This is a genomic window from Paenibacillus odorifer, assembly GCF_000758725.1.
Classification (GTDB): domain Bacteria; phylum Bacillota; class Bacilli; order Paenibacillales; family Paenibacillaceae; genus Paenibacillus_AQ; species Paenibacillus_AQ odorifer.
Genome location: NZ_CP009428.1, coordinates 3018840 through 3033996 on the forward strand (window position 1 = coordinate 3018840; position 15157 = coordinate 3033996).

General features: G+C 46.7%; 18 protein-coding genes. 16 read left to right on the plus strand and 2 right to left on the minus strand.

Features of this window, described 5'->3' with window-relative positions; translation table 11 throughout:
- Positions 1 to 59: 59 nt before the first annotated feature.
- From PODO_RS13020 to coaD, 5 genes are all read left to right on the plus strand, one after another.
- Positions 60 to 482, plus strand: coding sequence for a hypothetical protein (locus tag PODO_RS13020; RefSeq protein WP_036686469.1), 423 nt, complete (start codon positions 60 to 62; stop codon positions 480 to 482).
- 123 nt (positions 483 to 605) lie between these two features.
- Entirely contained in the window at positions 606 to 710 is a 105-nt protein-coding gene (locus tag PODO_RS30545; RefSeq protein ID WP_080742482.1) for a sporulation protein YjcZ, read from the plus strand.
- Positions 711 to 938: 228 nt separating this feature from the next.
- Positions 939 to 1895: an alpha/beta hydrolase gene (locus PODO_RS13025; protein ID WP_038570592.1), complete on the plus strand. Its 957-nt coding sequence runs from the start codon at positions 939 to 941 to the stop codon at positions 1893 to 1895.
- A gap of 363 nt (positions 1896 to 2258) precedes the next feature.
- On the plus strand, positions 2259 to 2867 hold the full coding sequence (gene rsmD / locus PODO_RS13030) for a 16S rRNA (guanine(966)-N(2))-methyltransferase RsmD (RefSeq protein WP_036686473.1): 609 nt from the start codon (positions 2259 to 2261) through the stop codon (positions 2865 to 2867).
- Positions 2851 to 3363, plus strand: a complete 513-nt coding sequence (gene coaD / locus PODO_RS13035) for a pantetheine-phosphate adenylyltransferase (RefSeq protein WP_036686476.1) — start codon at positions 2851 to 2853, stop codon at positions 3361 to 3363. The genes rsmD and coaD overlap by 17 nt, the downstream gene beginning before the upstream one ends.
- Here coaD and PODO_RS13040 read toward each other — a convergent pair.
- Complete coding sequence (locus tag PODO_RS13040; protein WP_051491461.1) at positions 3341 to 4567, minus strand: nucleoside recognition domain-containing protein; 1227 nt, start codon at positions 4565 to 4567, stop codon at positions 3341 to 3343. The genes coaD and PODO_RS13040 overlap by 23 nt on opposite strands.
- Before the next feature lie 152 nt (positions 4568 to 4719).
- Here PODO_RS13040 and PODO_RS13045 point away from each other — a divergent pair, with 152 nt between their 5' ends.
- Positions 4720 to 5757 (plus strand): SepM family pheromone-processing serine protease, encoded by a 1038-nt coding sequence (locus PODO_RS13045; protein WP_038570595.1) that lies wholly within the window; start codon positions 4720 to 4722, stop codon positions 5755 to 5757.
- Here PODO_RS13045 and PODO_RS13050 read toward each other — a convergent pair.
- Positions 5747 to 6985, minus strand: coding sequence for a nucleotidyltransferase (locus PODO_RS13050; RefSeq protein WP_036686480.1), 1239 nt, complete (start codon positions 6983 to 6985; stop codon positions 5747 to 5749). The genes PODO_RS13045 and PODO_RS13050 overlap by 11 nt on opposite strands.
- A gap of 209 nt (positions 6986 to 7194) precedes the next feature.
- Between PODO_RS13050 and PODO_RS13055 the strand changes: the two genes are divergently transcribed.
- The 10 genes from PODO_RS13055 to rnc all read left to right on the plus strand — a co-directional run bounded on the left by PODO_RS13055 (position 7195) and on the right by rnc (position 15157).
- On the plus strand, positions 7195 to 7707 hold the full coding sequence (locus tag PODO_RS13055; protein WP_036686482.1) for a YceD family protein: 513 nt from the start codon (positions 7195 to 7197) through the stop codon (positions 7705 to 7707).
- A gap of 69 nt (positions 7708 to 7776) precedes the next feature.
- Complete coding sequence (rpmF, locus tag PODO_RS13060; RefSeq protein ID WP_019911234.1) at positions 7777 to 7950, plus strand: 50S ribosomal protein L32; 174 nt, start codon at positions 7777 to 7779, stop codon at positions 7948 to 7950.
- Between the two features lie 357 nt (positions 7951 to 8307).
- The gene (fapR, locus tag PODO_RS13065) at positions 8308 to 8904 is read left to right on the plus strand and encodes a transcription factor FapR (RefSeq protein ID WP_036686484.1); all 597 of its coding nucleotides are present in this window, start codon (positions 8308 to 8310) and stop codon (positions 8902 to 8904) included.
- A complete protein-coding gene (gene plsX, locus PODO_RS13070; RefSeq protein ID WP_038570599.1) occupies positions 8888 to 9877 on the plus strand; it encodes a phosphate acyltransferase PlsX in 990 nt (329 codons plus the stop codon). Before fapR ends, plsX begins: the two co-directional genes overlap by 17 nt.
- An 8-nt stretch (positions 9878 to 9885) precedes the next feature.
- Positions 9886 to 10875, plus strand: coding sequence for a beta-ketoacyl-ACP synthase III (locus tag PODO_RS13075; RefSeq protein WP_139329841.1), 990 nt, complete (start codon positions 9886 to 9888; stop codon positions 10873 to 10875).
- A 21-nt stretch (positions 10876 to 10896) separates the two neighbouring features.
- Positions 10897 to 11820 (plus strand): ACP S-malonyltransferase, encoded by a 924-nt coding sequence (gene fabD, locus PODO_RS13080; protein ID WP_036686490.1) that lies wholly within the window; start codon positions 10897 to 10899, stop codon positions 11818 to 11820.
- 54 nt (positions 11821 to 11874) lie between these two features.
- The gene (gene fabG, locus PODO_RS13085) at positions 11875 to 12624 is read left to right on the plus strand and encodes a 3-oxoacyl-[acyl-carrier-protein] reductase (protein WP_038570603.1); all 750 of its coding nucleotides are present in this window, start codon (positions 11875 to 11877) and stop codon (positions 12622 to 12624) included.
- A 125-nt stretch (positions 12625 to 12749) separates the two neighbouring features.
- Positions 12750 to 12983 carry an acyl carrier protein gene (locus PODO_RS13090; protein ID WP_036686493.1) on the plus strand — a complete coding sequence of 78 codons (234 nt, stop codon included), beginning with the start codon at positions 12750 to 12752 and terminating at the stop codon, positions 12981 to 12983.
- 218 nt (positions 12984 to 13201) lie between these two features.
- Entirely contained in the window at positions 13202 to 14437 is a 1236-nt protein-coding gene (fabF, locus tag PODO_RS13095) for a beta-ketoacyl-ACP synthase II (RefSeq protein WP_076101782.1), read from the plus strand.
- A gap of 15 nt (positions 14438 to 14452) precedes the next feature.
- The gene (gene rnc, locus PODO_RS13100) at positions 14453 to 15157 is read left to right on the plus strand and encodes a ribonuclease III (protein WP_038570606.1); all 705 of its coding nucleotides are present in this window, start codon (positions 14453 to 14455) and stop codon (positions 15155 to 15157) included.

A 15157-nucleotide genomic window follows, 5' to 3' on the forward strand; every position in this document is an offset into this window, starting at 1 on the left:
GCATTCTATCGAGAACACTAATATATTATGGTATGCCAATATATAAAGGGGGTGCAACGATGGGAACTTACCTTGATGCAAGAACATCTCAAAATGCCAGCCTCGCCAACTCTATATCTATTCCTATTACGGTACTTAACACGCCGCAGCTCTTTGGACAGATTGGGTTGTTAACGGCTGGAGTGACTACCAATCCACGCGTTCTTCTTAAAGGAACGATATCTGTAACGCTTCCGTTAGCTTTAGTAGGTATCACAATTACGATTGTAAGAGGAACCTTGGCTACTGATCCAAAAGTGTATTCTGCTACTTCTACTTTTTCTCTTAGTCTTCTGGCTCCGCAAGTAATAACCTTTTCAGCAGCGGATTTCTTACCAGCCATTACACCTCAGCTCACTTATACAGCATTTGTATCTTCTAATCTTCTCGGTACAGTACGTGTGGGTCCGGAAAGCTTTGATGGTATTTTAGTTTCTGATTAGATGTTGAGCTCATAACCTCGCTGGTAGCCCAGTGGAGGTCTTTTTTTTTAACCGTACGCCCAATCTTCTAGGGGGATAAATACATATTATATATTGTATTCTAAATACGGAGGAGGTCTTCTCATGGGTGCTGAATATGGTCAGGTTGGTGGCGCTTTTACTTCTACAGGCGCAATCTTAGTATTGTTCATCTTATTAGTAATTATTACAAGTGCATGTATGTTCTAAATTTCTAAAATAGCAGGGCTCCATGTTGGCATTTTGCCGACTTGGGGCTTTTTTTTGTAAATGTTGTGTCCATTAAAGCTATATAAATTAATAAATTAAAAGAATACTAATCACGTAGTGAATAACATGAGTTTACAATACTGTGATTTTGAATATTCAAATATACATGGTATCTTAGTCTGATAACATAGATTAATACTGTTAAATTTTATTTAGGAGAGAGCTAGTTTGAAGAAAAAAATGATGATCGGAATTTCTTCTGTTATTGTACTTTTAATCATTGTTGTGACTGTGGGAAGTTTTTATTTCTATCATGTTGCTATTGCACGTGCTTCAAAGGATTTCTTAAATGAAAGCCCTGACCTGCAGTCCAGTCCAGAGGTAGAACAATCTAAAGATACCTCGAAGGCAGACCAAGAGTGGTGGGATACCCAGAGCTTTGATAGATGGGAGATAGATTCTGATGACGGAATACAGCTTAAAGCGTACTATTTAGCTGCCCCTGAACATTCCGATAAGACAGTGATTGTTGCTCATGGGTATGCTGGAAATGCAACTCAAATGAGTGGATATGCCAGAATGTATTATGAGAGACTTGGATATAATATTTTGCTGCCGGATGCCAGAGGACATGGTGAAAGTGGCGGTGACTATATCGGATTTGGATGGCCTGAACGTAAGGATTACCTGAAGTGGATTCAGAGTGCCCTAAAAGCAAATGGTGAGGATACACAGATCATCCTGCACGGTGTTTCCATGGGGGGAGCTACCGTTATGATGACAAGCGGAGAGGATTTACCAGCTAATGTTAAAGCAATTGTGGAAGATTGCGGTTATACCTCAGTGAAGGACGAGCTTACCTTTCAATTAAAAAGAATGTACCATCTCCCCGCCTTTCCAATTGTAGATACGACCAGTATGCTAACAAAGATTCGGGCAGGTTATTCCTTTAGTGAAGCCTCGGCTTTAGAACAGGTGAAGAAATCTAAAACGCCGACCCTGTTTATTCATGGCGATAATGATACTTTTGTTCCTACGGAAATGGTTCATACCGTATATGAAAATAGTCCGGTCGAGAAGGAGCTTTACATCGTTCCTAATGCGGGCCACGGAGAAGCTTTCCGCATGGACCCGGTTAAGTATGAGAGCGTAGTTACTGAGTTTGTCGGAAGATTTGTGAAATAGTTGCTGCTGAAAAGGCTGCCGAAAGGGTAGTCTTTTTGTGTTTATAAAACCGTTAAACATAAATTCGGGGCCCTATCTCTAGGGCCCCTTTCATGGGAGAGGAGAAACCGGACGAAGAGCTTATGGGGAAACGTAAGCCTGCTCCGCGGTTGTCTACGACATTTGTGGTGTCGATAATTACATGATGTCCCTGGAAGTCCAATCTTATACATTAAGATGACTTATTTCTCTGAATAAGCTGTTTCGCCTTCTTATTTCATATCTAGACAAATTTTTTATTTCATCGCGCAAATGTGTTACGATAGGCGTGGACTTATGCCCTTTTGGGCATAACAAACAGAGATATAGAGCGGGTGAATAACAGTGAGAGTGGTATCGGGAAGTGCAAAAGGAAGGCCGCTGAAGAGTGTTCCGGGAAGTGGGACAAGGCCTACGACCGATAAGGTGAAGGAAGCTGTATTTAGCATGGTAGGCCCATATTTCGAAGGTGGAGCGGTGCTGGATTTGTTCGCCGGTACTGGTGGTTTGGGGATCGAAGCCTTAAGCAGAGGGATGGAAAGCGGTGTATTTGTTGATATGGATCCTAAAAGTATCGACACGATCCGCGCCAATCTGAAGGCTACCAAGCTGGAAGAACAAGCGCAGGTCTACCGTAATGAAGCTGGAAGGGCGCTAGGTGCGCTGGAGAAGCGGGGAAAAGTTTTTGATTTGGTCTTTTTGGACCCTCCCTATCGCTTGAAGCACGGGGATGAACTTATGCTTATGATGGTCGAAAAAGGAATGCTGCAAGAGGACGCGATTATTGTTCTGGAGCATGAATCAAGTTATGCCTATCCTGAAGATATTCCAGGATTTTATAGGCTGCGTCAGGCCGTATACGGAGAAACGACAATTTCTATTTACCAGTATGAAGCTAATCCTACAGAGGAAAGTGAAGCTGGTGAGGAGGTAGAGAATGAGTCAGCAAATTAGAAAAGAACGTGTTGCCATTTATCCAGGTACCTTTGATCCCGTGACTATGGGACATATGGATATTATTCGGCGCGCATCCAAGCAATTCGACCGTTTGATTGTAACGGTGCTTAATAATTTGAGTAAAAACCCGCTGTTTACTGTAGATGAACGGACAGAGCTATTAAGACAGGCAACCGCTGATATTCCCAATGTGGAAATTGACAGCTTCCGTGATCTGTTAGTGAATTATGTTCGTCAAAAAGATGCTCAGGTCATAGTTCGGGGTATCCGTACCGTTACTGACTTTGAATATGAGCTGCAAAACGCATCGATCAACCATAGCCTGGATCCCGATGCGGAAACGATTTTTATGATGACTAATCCGAAATATTCCTACTTAAGTTCCAGTGTTGTTAAAGAGATCGCCCATTTCGGCGGGAATGTGACTGATTTTGTGACGCCTGAGGTTGAACAAGCGATGAAGCGTAAATTTAACCGAGTCGATGGCGAATAGTACTTACCAGATAAGTTCCAGCAGATAATCCCAACAGTATGATGAGCAGAAGTGCTTGCAGACTTAGCAGCTGTGGAAAAGAGCTCCATATGTCCGTAACATTCATGGTGCCGGTTGGAGTCGGGCGTGAGTCTGCAAGTGCTGGTAAAGCAGCTTTACGGATAGCCAGCAATGGTTTCCAGAGCAATAAAGTTAACAGAAAAGCATAAAGTCCATGCATCAGACGAACCGTAGCGTAGGGTAGAAATCTGACTCTGGCTTGTTTGAGCATGGTCAGCACCTGTAGTTGTGCACATAGTCCGCTCCAGCCCAGTGCAGCAGACAGCAAAGCTATCCCGAGCATACTAGAGGGACCTGTTCCAATGCTTTCCAGCCCTTTGCTGATTGCGTCGGCGCCTAAATGAATTTCCAGTAGGCTTGCTGGCAGAGCAGCTGGCAATGCGGGAAGTACAGTAGTGATGATATTGATGACTACAGCGAACATAATCATGTAACCGCCCACGACCATCAGACTTTGCACGGCATTAGCTACGGACTCACCGAGAAGCTTGCCGAAGCTGCGACCGTCTTTTGCTCTGGCATCTGTTGCTGCAAGCTGAACACGACTATATAAAGAAGGACGTTTGGTGTCCGCAGAAATCTTATCAACTGGTTTCGTGTTCGCTGACCGTCCCTTTAACAGAGCATCGGTATAGCTGGCTAGAAGTCCAGAGATCCAATGGATGGCCAGCAGGAAATAACCTGCTGAATTACTGTGTAGAAAAGCTATGCCAATTACTATAAGCATGGTTACTGGGCTGGCGAAGTGTGTAAGTGCTGCAAGTCGAGCGGCTTCCTTGTCAGAGATGCTGTTCTGCTTGTGTAGCTGCATGACCCCTCCAGCTCCACCGGGGAATCCGGCTGTGATTCCGAGTGCCAAGGTCCAGCCGCTGGCACCGGGCAGACGAAAGACCTTTTTCATCAATGGCTCCAGAAGCACTCCAAAACCATGCACGAAACCCGAAGCGGTAAGCATCTCTGACAGCATCAGGAAGGGGAGCAGGGCAGGGAATACGAGTGTCCACCAAAGCTTCAATCCTTGGAGTGAAGCCTCAAAGGAGCTCTCTGGTGAGATAATAATTGCAATGGCTATCAGGATTGCCATAATCCCGGGTATAAATGGTGTGGAGCGTGTAGCTAGTCGGCGTATTTGAATATTTTTCATTTCTCAGATCACCTCTTCATAACTTAAGGCATGGACGATGTGTTATCAATTTATGCAGAGTAGACAACCATCATGCCAAACCACTAGTCGAAGCGGTAATGAAGTTCAATCATTCATATCCTAAATGTGCCGCGGGAAAGAAGGGAAGAGCAGTGAAGCAACTGAAGCATCGGCCGGGTTTCCGCGCCACAGCTTATCTGTTTACGTTTGTAGTTATCGTGTATGTATTTGTTTTTATGAACACCCCGTACATCGTATATCAGCCAGGCAGTGCATCTGAAGTTGCCCCTATGATTAAGGTGGAGAATGCCGATCCGGCTGAAGAAGGAACGTTTATGATGACTACGGTGTCTGCTAGTTATGCTAATGTGGCCTTATTGGTCGCCTCTGCTTTTAATTCCAATTCAGAGGTTGTGCGAAAAGAAACCCGGCTAGGGGATAAGTCAGAAGACGAATATGCTGCGGAGCAGGTTTTTTATATGAATAGCTCACAGTCTTATTCTGTTCAGGCCGCTTATCATGCAGCGGGAATTCCATATGAGGATGTAGTGGATTATCTCTACGTCTTTTCGGTTCCTGTAGAAAGTAATAAAGGACAATTTCTGCCGGGTGATAAAATCATTAGCGTAGAAGGACAAAAAGTGCCCGATCCTGAAGCACTGTCTAAACTGCTCTCCACTAAAAAAATCGGAGATCAAGTCGCTGTTGTTTTGCAAAGAAATGGCAAGGAAGTTAAAGAACGAGTGACGCTGGTTGAAATAAAGGATAAAGAGGGCGCGGCCGTTCGACCTGGTTTTGGAGTCACTATTGCCGCCGTTCAAAAAGTAAAACCAAAAGAAGCAGGGAAAGCTGTCAGTTTTGTAGATACAAATGTTGGCGGACCTTCGGCAGGGCTAATGTTCACTATGGAAATTTACAATCGCCTTACTTCTGGTGATTTAACTAAAGGCCATAGGGTTGCAGGGACGGGTACGATTAACGCTGAGGGTGTGGTAGGTGCTATCGGTGGAGTGAAACACAAGATCGTGGCTGCGGACCGAGAAGGGGCGGAGATTTTTTTCGTGCCTGTTAAGAATTATGACGAAGCCAAAGCAAAAGCTGATAAAATCGGCACATCTATGAAGCTGGTGCCTGTATCTACGCTGGATGAGGCGCTGAAGTATATGGAGGAACTGCCGGTCAAACCATGACCGGAGGTTCCAAATAATCGCGGTACATATCAATTCTGCGGGGTTCCTTAAAAGCTCCCGCGAAAGCGGAAGCGGCTTGAAGATCTCGCTCAAGCTGCGGATGGGAACAAAGGGACGGGCGCATGACGATGGGCAACGTAGCTTTTTGTTTCATCTCTTTAAGCAGTGCTCGTCCGCTTTCTCTAAAACCAAGAATGCGAATATATCCGGGCCCCTCTGCTAGTATGGAAGGGGTCATTTCTTTTTTAGAATGATTTAACAGAACATGTAGCAGCAGCCGTTGGAGCCGTGTATGCGTGTAGCGCTTACTCTTAAGGGTGTGAAGCAGGCCTGAAACAGAGAATTGCTCCAACTCAGGTAAAAGCCGCAGTATCCGGTTTTCCAAGCCTTCATTCATATCGTGGATTGCTTGTAACTCGGCAGCGGTATGGGTAGACAGCAGATGGCGGAGAGGGATATTGAAGCTCTCTAAGCTCAGAGGACCCCTTCCGGCTGCATGCTCTCTTTCCAAAATGGACACGCTATAATCCGGCATATAAGCAGCAGGAGAGCCACCTTCTTGCAGCAGCTTGCGGATGGCCGTCGCACTTGCAATAGAAGAGTCGGCTTGTAATGGATCATGGAAGCCTGCTGCCGTGCGCGGAACGGTTAGTGGCATTATCTTGCTGTGCAGCCGCTGCAAGGCGATAAGATAATGCAGGCCAAGGCTGTTATTCGGCTGGCGTAGCAGCTCGCCTGCATCTCCGGGACTCTCCGTTTCCGGGAGAGTCCCTTCAAAGGCCACCGCCGCCGCTGCGCTGTAGGCGGCGGGAAAGCTTGCTCCGAGCGCCATGCGGCGGCGGATCTCGCTCTGAAGCTCGCTACTTTCCTCAGCCAGATATCTGGCCAGCGGGAGCAGCGAGCCCAAAGTGCCGGCTTCGGAGCCGAAGCACAAGCTGTCCACGACCCCGGTCGCTTCCAGCAGTGCAACTGCTCCGAACGCGAACCACTCGGCTGGCTGGACGGCATAGGCCACCGGCAGCTCAATGACGAGGTCGGCGCCCATATGCAGCGCCATCTCTGTCCGGGCCTGCTTGCTAACCGCCGCCGGCTCGCCGCGCTGGGTAAAGGGACCACTCATGACGACGATGGTGCGCTCTGCGCCGGAGAGTCTTTTGGCTTCCGTGAAGTGATGCACGTGTCCGTTATGTAAGGGATTGTATTCTGCGATGATTCCAACCGTTGTCACTGTGGCTTCCCTCCGATAAGTAAGGTATATTTATTGAGTTTAGTAGGGTAGATTTCTAGAGATACTGTTAGCACAAGCTGATCTTTTGATTTACACTAATAGTTATATCATAATTCACCGCATTTTCTGAAACAATATAAAGGGAAAATGGTTGACAAAGGTATAGAATACTAGGTATAATAAATTTTGTTTGTTTGGGAGTGATAAGTATGCAGATTCACTTTCGCAAATTAGCGAATGCCGACGAACCGTTACATATTCACGATGTTGTGGATGTCAGCGAGGTAGTCAAAGGGCGCAAGGATATTCTAACTGTTGCTCCGCTCTCAGTAGACCTTAAAGCGCTGCCCGCGGGAACCGATTGTGTGAACGTGGTGGGGAAACTGAGTGGAGATGTGGACATGTTATGTTCACGTTGTCTCACGGAGGTCAAAAGTGATTTGAACATTCCTTTTGCTGAGACTTTCAAGTGGCTTAAGCAGCCAGTTCTTCCAGATGATGACGAAGATGAGGATCTCATTTACGTCAAGGATGAGGTTGTGGATCTTATCCCGTATGTGGAAGAAAATTTCGTACTGCACTTACCGGATTCGGTATTGTGCAAGGCAGACTGTCTTGGTCTTTGTCAGAAATGCGGACAGAACTTGAACGAAGGCACCTGCAGTTGCGACAACACAGTGATCGATCCTCGACTCGCTGGGTTGAAAGACTTTTTCAAATGAAACATTACAACAAAACACATCCTGCTCTGAGGAGCAGGCTGACAGAAATATCACGAGGAGGTGGAACACATGGCAGTACCACAACGTAGAACGTCTAAAACACGCCGTGACAAACGTCGCACCCACTTTAAGTTGGTTGTGCCGGGCATGGTGAAATGTGAACAATGCGGAGAGTTGAAACTAGCTCACCACGTATGCAAAGTTTGCGGAACTTACAAAGCAAGAGAAATCATCAAACAATAGTTTCAGAATAAGTAGTACTTCACTTCGGTGAGGTACTATTTTTTTGCTTAAATATAATAAAGATAGGGTTTGCACCTGTACTTTATGTTCCGCTCAGAAGTCAATGCTTTATTTTTGGTGCGGCATGCTTTATACTACATATTAGTACCTGGTTCTAAATAATATTTATGATTGTTTGACCTAATATAACAGCGGCCATTCAAGAGGCCGGATGCTTTCTTTAAAATATAAGGAAGTATAAGTTATGCACCTATACTTTATGTCTTATATTTCTCGCTTAAACGCTTACCGTCCTTATTAGGACGCCGAAGGCGTTTACGCTTGGCATGTGCCAGGAGGTGAGCCGCTATCGAGCGGATGTCCAAGAAAGAACGTCAGCAACAGCTGCTACATATAATTGCAGGCAATCCTTTTGTGACTGATCGGGAGTTGACTCGTCAGCTGAAGGTGAGCATTCAGACGATTCGGTTAGACCGGATGGAGCTGGGAATACCAGAACTGCGTGAAAGAATGAAACAAATGGCAGAGCATTCCTATGATCAGGTGCGCTCTTTGCCTGCGGATGAAGTGATCGGAGATATTGTGGATTTACAGCTCGATAAGAGCGGGATTTCGATCTTTGAAATTCGTGAGGATCATGTCTTTTCCAGAAATGGGATCGCCCGTGGCCACTACGTGTTTGCTCAAGCCAACTCGCTTGCGGTTGCTGTGATTAACGATGAAATTGCCTTGACTGCTTCAGCCGACATACGCTTTGTTCGTATGGTTCTGCTTGGTGAGAAGTGCATTGCTAAAGCTCAAGTGCGGTCACTTGCAGGCAGAGGCGGCAAAGCAGAGGTGGACGTATTCACCTATGTCGGAGAAGAATTGGTATTTCAAGGCCACTTTATAGTGTATCGTTCCGCTAATGAAGAGTATAGTGAAGGGGGTAACCGTAGTGCTGATCGCCATTGATGCCATGGGCGGGGACAACGCTCCTGAATGTAATGTCGAGGGGGCGTTGTCCGCGGCCGCGGAATGGAAAGATACGCAGATTGTGCTCGTAGGTGACGAAGCCAGACTAGAGCCGCTGCTGAAGGACAAGCCGTCCAACCTTAGTGTGCGGCATGCAGGAGATGTTATTGGTTCTGATGAAGAGCCGGTTAAGGCGGTTCGCCGCAAAAAAGATTCATCCATGGTTGTAGCTGGACGTATGGTGCGTGAGGGCGAAGCAGATGCTATGATTTCATCAGGTAACACAGGGGCGCTTATGACTACAGGGTTACTCGTAGTGGGCCGTATGCAGGGGATTGAACGTCCTGCGCTGGCACCTATGATTCCGACACTTGATGATGTTGGCGTGCTTGCGCTTGATCTTGGTGCTAACATGGATGCGAAACCTGAACATCTGGTGCAATATGCGCTGATGGGCAGCATTTATCGGAATAAAGTGCACGGTATTGCTAAGCCGCGGGTTGGACTTCTAAATGTAGGAACGGAGCCTGGAAAAGGCAACGAGCTGACCAAAGAAGCCTATCCACTGCTGGAGAACTTGCCAGGCATTCATTTTATCGGTAATGTTGAGGCACGCGACGTACTGACAGGAAACTGCGATGTGCTTGTCTGCGATGGATTTGCTGGTAATATCCTATTGAAGTCGCTTGAGGGTACAGCAGGTGCATTGTTCTCTTTGCTGAAGGAGCAATTCAGTCGTTCTCTGAAAACTAAGCTTGGAGCGGCTATGCTGATGCCGGAGCTTAGAGCCCTGAAGGGCAAGATGGATTACAAAGAGCATGGTGGTGCACCGCTGCTTGGTCTTAGCGGATTGGTAGTTAAGGGGCACGGATCTTCAGACGGAAATGCGGTTAAAAATGCGGTAAGACAAGCGCGGATTGCTCTGCAAGCCGATCTTGTGCCAAGTATATCCAAGGAAATTAGCGGGAAGTGAGTGACGAAATGAAACAGTTGCGGCCGGTTGGGATTATCGGTACGGGTAAATATGTACCTGAGAAAATTTTAACAAACAGTGATCTAGAAAAAATAGTGGAGACTAACGATGAATGGATCGTCAGTCGGACAGGGATCCGTGAAAGACATATCGCTGCACCACATGAGGCAACTTCTGATTTAGCCTATGAAGCTGCACTTAAAGCTTTGGATTCTGCAGGCATGAAAGCTGAAGATCTGGATCTTATTATTATTGCAACGGTAACCCCTGATAGCTCCTTTCCTTCCACAGCCTGCATTTTGCAGGATAAACTTGGAGCTAAAGGTGCTGCGGCATTTGACTTGTCAGCAGCCTGCTCTGGTTTTGTATACAGCCTAGCTACTGCGGTTGGCTTTATTCAGAACGGAATGTACAATAATGCACTCATAATTGGTGCGGACACTTTATCCCGCATCACTGATTATACGGATCGTAACACCTGTGTACTGTTTGGCGATGGTGCAGGAGCAGTAATCATCGGTGAGGTTCCAGAGGGACGCGGTTTCCAATCCTTCGATCTGGGTGCTGAAGGTTCTGGAGGAAACTTGCTTAAGCTGGAAGCTGGGGGCTCGCGCTTGCCTGCATCTCAGCAGACGGTTGAAGACAAGAAACATTTCATTTATATGAATGGCCGTGAAGTGTTTAAGTTTGCCGTTCGTGTTATGGGCTCAGCTACAGAACGTGTGCTTACCAAAGCAGGATTAGGTAAAGAAGATATTGATTTGTTCGTGCCGCATCAAGCGAATATTCGTATCATTCAATCCGCTATGCAGCGGCTTGACCTGCCACCGGAGAAATGTGTAATCAATGTTGATAAATATGCTAATACATCAGCAGCTTCTATTCCTCTAGCTCTAGTGGAAGCGGCGGAAGAAGGACGCATGAAGGAAGGCGACACGGTTCTGATGGTTGGATTCGGCGGTGGCTTGACTTGGGGCGCGTCCGTATTGATCTGGTAATAGAGGAAGGAGTTCTTACTTATGAGTAAAATCGCATTTGTCTTTCCCGGTCAGGGTGCACAGGCAGTTGGAATGGGTAGAGATGTATATGAAGCTCTTCCGCACAGCCGCGCGGTATTCGAAAAAGGTGATGAGGTCCTCGGATTTTCACTGAGCCAGCTGATTTTTGAAGGACCTGACAGTGATTTGAAACAGACCGTAAATACGCAACCAGCTCTGCTAACAGCAAGTGTGGCTTATCTGGAAGCATTACGTGATCAAGGGATGAAGCCGGATTATGTAGCTGGTCATAGCCTAGGAGAATACAGCGCACTGGTTGCGGCAGGCGTATTGTCCTATGAAGATGCTGTAAGACTTGTGCGTTTACGCGGTCGTTTTATGGAGGAAGCTGTTCCAGGTGGACAGGGAGCTATGGCTGCAGTGCTTGGTGCGGAGCGGGATGCTCTGGCAGAATTATGCCGGAGCGTATCCGAGGAGAGCGGCGTGGTAGAACTGGCGAATGTGAACTGCCCGGGACAGATTGTTGTTTCTGGTTCACAAGCCGGGGTTAACGGTGTTGTGCAGCGTGTTAAGGAAGCAGGCGGAAAGCGGGCTATTCCGCTGGAAGTAAGTGGACCTTTTCACTCTTCGATGATGAAGGCTGCGGCAGACCGCTTGGCAGACGAGCTGAAGAGTGTTACTTTTAATGCTCCGGCTGTACCTGTTATTGTCAATGTTACCGCAGCACCTGTAACGGATCCTGAAGAAATCCGTGAACTGCTTGTCCGCCAGGTGTACTCCCCTGTGCTCTGGCAAGACAGTATTGAATGGCTGATTGCTGATGGTGTGGATACTTTTGTGGAAATTGGTTCTGGCAGTGTTCTGGCAGGTCTGATCCGCAAAATAGACAAAACGGTCAAAGTAATCAACATTAACACGCTAGAAAGTGTGCAAGCTGTCTTGTAAGATACGTTCAAACATTGTTTATCAATAGCAATATGATCGAAGGGGGAATAAATGATGTTCTCAGTATTGCGGGGTCAAACGGCCCTTGTAACTGGTGGCTCTCGCGGCATCGGCCGCAGTATTGCACTTGCTCTCGCGGAACATGGCGTGAAGGTGGCCGTGAACTATGCGGGCAGTGAAGCAGCCGCACAAGAGACCGTAGCTCGGATTGTCGAGCTTGGCTCGGAGGGTATTGCCCTTCGTGGCGATGTCGGCAATAGTGAACAGGCCGAGAACCTTGTCAAAGAGGTTCTGAATACCTGGGGACGTATTGACATTGTTGTCAATAATGCCGGCATTACCAGAGACAACCTGATTATGCGCATGAAAGAAGAAGAGTTCGATCAAGTGATCGAAACGAATCTAAAAGGGGTGTTTAACTGCCTAAAGGCAGCTACACGCCCTATGATGAAGCAACGCTACGGGCGAATTATCAATATTTCTTCCGTAGTAGGTGTAACAGGAAATCCTGGACAAGCTAATTACTCCGCAGCTAAGGCAGGTGTCATCGGTTTAACGAAGGCATCGGCTCGTGAGCTTTCCTCACGGGGGATCACGGTGAACTGTATCGCTCCTGGCTTCATTGATACAGATATGACGCGTGAGCTCTCTGAGGAAGTGCGCAGTGAGCTTGAGAAGGGCATTCCACTTGCTCGTCTGGGGCGCCCTGAAGAGATTGCTATGGCTGTAGTCTTCCTGGCCTCTGAAGGCGCTGCGTATATGACCGGCCAGACACTACACGTGGATGGCGGGATGTATATGTAACTCTCCGTCAAGGAGAAATTACACTGTTTTAATGCTGAAATGTGAGGGATAAAGAAAGCGTTTTTGACGCTCTATGGTATTTTGAACTCATATCTCGTATAATACCAAAAGAGGAGGTGAACCGGATGTCCGATGTATTAGAGCGTGTAAAACGCATTGTCATCGACCGCTTAGGTGCCGATGAAGCTGAGGTAACATTAGAAGCGTCTTTCAAAGATGATTTAGGTGCTGATTCTCTTGATGTAGTAGAATTGGTTATGGAATTGGAAGATGAATTCGATATGGAAATCTCTGATGAAGATGCAGAGACGATTACGACCGTGGGTGAAGTTGTGAAGTACATACAATCTCATACCTAGAGTCATATGATTGAGAGTCCCGTTCCTGCTAGGGCGGGACTTCTCCTCATTTATAGAGCATTAAAGAGGAATCAAAGGTTGCCTTGAGCAACTATATAAGGGATATAACAGAACCGCAGGATGGTTATTGATGCGGTTATCGCTGTTCATATAGTAGCAACAGAAAGTATATAAGTTCTGAATATAATGTATACAACCTATAGATGGGGTGATTGTGTTTGAGTCATAGAGTGGTTGTTACCGGGATGGGCGTAGTTACATCATTGGGCAAAGATTTGGAGACGTTCTGGGATAATCTTATGAGCGGCAAATCCGGTGTATCACAGGTTGAGACCTTTGATGTCAGTGAGTATACTACGCAAATAGCATCCTCTGTTAAAGATTTTGATCCAGAGGCACTTTTTGGTCGTAAGGAAGCCCGCAAAATGGACCGTTTTGTACAATTTGCAGTGGCTGCCGGTGAGGACGCGTTGCGAGATAGCGGACTTAAGATCGGTGAAGATATTGATGCCGAAAGAATAGGTGTATCTGTAGGATCAGGTATTGGTGGTCTTGGAACTTGGGAAGACAATCATAACTTGTTGCTTGAAAAAGGACCGAAGCGGGTTAGTCCGTTCTTCATTCCGATGATGATCGCTAACATGGGTTCTGGACAGTTGTCCATTAACCTTGGAGCAAAGGGTCCTAATACGACGACAGTAACTGCTTGTGCTACAGGAAGTCACTCCATTGGGGAATCCTTCCGCTTGATTCAACGTGGAGACGCAGATGCAATGATCTGCGGTGGTTCCGAAGCGACCATTCGTCCAACAGGTATGGCTGGTTTTTGTGCAATGAGAGCAATGTCCACTCGCAATGATGAGCCTGAGAAGGCAAGTCGTCCGTTTGATGTGGATCGCGATGGTTTTGTTATGGGTGAAGGCGCCGGGATTCTTATTCTGGAATCACTCGAACATGCTGAAAAGCGCGGAGCGAAGATCTATGCTGAGGTTATCGGTTATGGTCTAAGCGCAGATGCTCATCATATGACTGAGCCTGATCCAGATGGTGCAGCTCGCTGCATGAAGATGGCAATCCGGGATGCTGGTATCTCTCCTGAAGATATTGATTATATCAATGCTCATGGTACTTCAACGCCTGTAGGAGATAGATCAGAAACTGCTGCTGTTAAGAAAGCATTGGGTGATCATGCATATAAAGTGGCAATCAGTTCAACGAAATCCATGACAGGTCACCTTCTGGGTGCCGCTGGTGGAGTAGAAGCTATTATTTGTGGCCTTTCCTTGCAAAAAGGGATGATTGCGCCAACGATTAATTTGGACAACCAAGACCCGGAATGTGATCTGGATTATGTACCAAATGTGCCACGTAAAGCTGATCTTGATATTGTAATGTCGAATTCGTTCGGCTTCGGGGGACATAACGCAACAGTTATTCTAAAAAAATATAATTAGTAAGGGGACAGTGCGGTGAAAGGAGAACTGAAGCAGTTACAACAGCAACTTCAAATCCAATTTCACGATTCTGTGCTTCTGAAGCAGGCCTTTACCCATGCATCCTATGTGAATGAACACCGTTTCAATCAGCATCAGGACAATGAGCGTCTCGAATTTCTTGGGGATGCAGTTCTGGAGTTAACGGTTTCTGAATATTTGTACAATCTATTGCCAGACCGACCTGAGGGAGAGTTGACCAAGCTGCGGGCCGCTATTGTATGCGAGCCTTCACTGGTCAAATTTGCGGAGAGTTTAGGTTTTGGCCGTTATGTACTGTTGGGCAAAGGGGAAGAACTTACGGGCGGACGTACTCGCCCGGCCCTGCTGGCTGATGTATTCGAATCCTTCGTGGGAGCGCTTTATCTCGACCAAGGACTGGAAACGGTGCGAAGTTTTCTTGATAATCACGTATTTCCTCTGGTGGAAACGGATGGGAAATTGCAAATGCAGATGACCGATTATAAGACGGAACTGCAAGAGCTAATTCAGCAGCACAATATGGGTACATTGGAATATCGAATTATAGAAGAACGGGGACCCGCACATGAGCGTGAATTCGTCTCAGAGGTGTATATGGCTAACCGTTCACTTGGTAAAGGAAGCGGCCGGTCCAAGAAGGAAGCAGAGCAGCAGGCAGCGGCAGCTGCACTCTTGCATCTGAAAGAGGACGGTGCCTGA

Coding starts and splice junctions, on each gene's coding strand:
- fapR (WP_036686484.1), top strand. CDS start 8,308: ATGTCCAAGAAAGAACGTCAGCAACAGCTGCTACATATAATTGCAGGC.
- fabG (WP_038570603.1), top strand. CDS start 11,875: ATGTTCTCAGTATTGCGGGGTCAAACGGCCCTTGTAACTGGTGGCTCT.
- PODO_RS13090 (WP_036686493.1), top strand. CDS start 12,750: ATGTCCGATGTATTAGAGCGTGTAAAACGCATTGTCATCGACCGCTTA.
- fabD (WP_036686490.1), top strand. CDS start 10,897: ATGAGTAAAATCGCATTTGTCTTTCCCGGTCAGGGTGCACAGGCAGTT.
- coaD (WP_036686476.1), top strand. CDS start 2,851: ATGAGTCAGCAAATTAGAAAAGAACGTGTTGCCATTTATCCAGGTACC.
- PODO_RS13040 (WP_051491461.1), bottom strand. CDS start 4,567: ATGAAAAATATTCAAATACGCCGACTAGCTACACGCTCCACACCATTT.
- PODO_RS13020 (WP_036686469.1), top strand. CDS start 60: ATGGGAACTTACCTTGATGCAAGAACATCTCAAAATGCCAGCCTCGCC.
- rpmF (WP_019911234.1), top strand. CDS start 7,777: ATGGCAGTACCACAACGTAGAACGTCTAAAACACGCCGTGACAAACGT.
- PODO_RS13055 (WP_036686482.1), top strand. CDS start 7,195: ATGCAGATTCACTTTCGCAAATTAGCGAATGCCGACGAACCGTTACAT.
- PODO_RS13075 (WP_139329841.1), top strand. CDS start 9,886: ATGAAACAGTTGCGGCCGGTTGGGATTATCGGTACGGGTAAATATGTA.
- PODO_RS30545 (WP_080742482.1), top strand. CDS start 606: ATGGGTGCTGAATATGGTCAGGTTGGTGGCGCTTTTACTTCTACAGGC.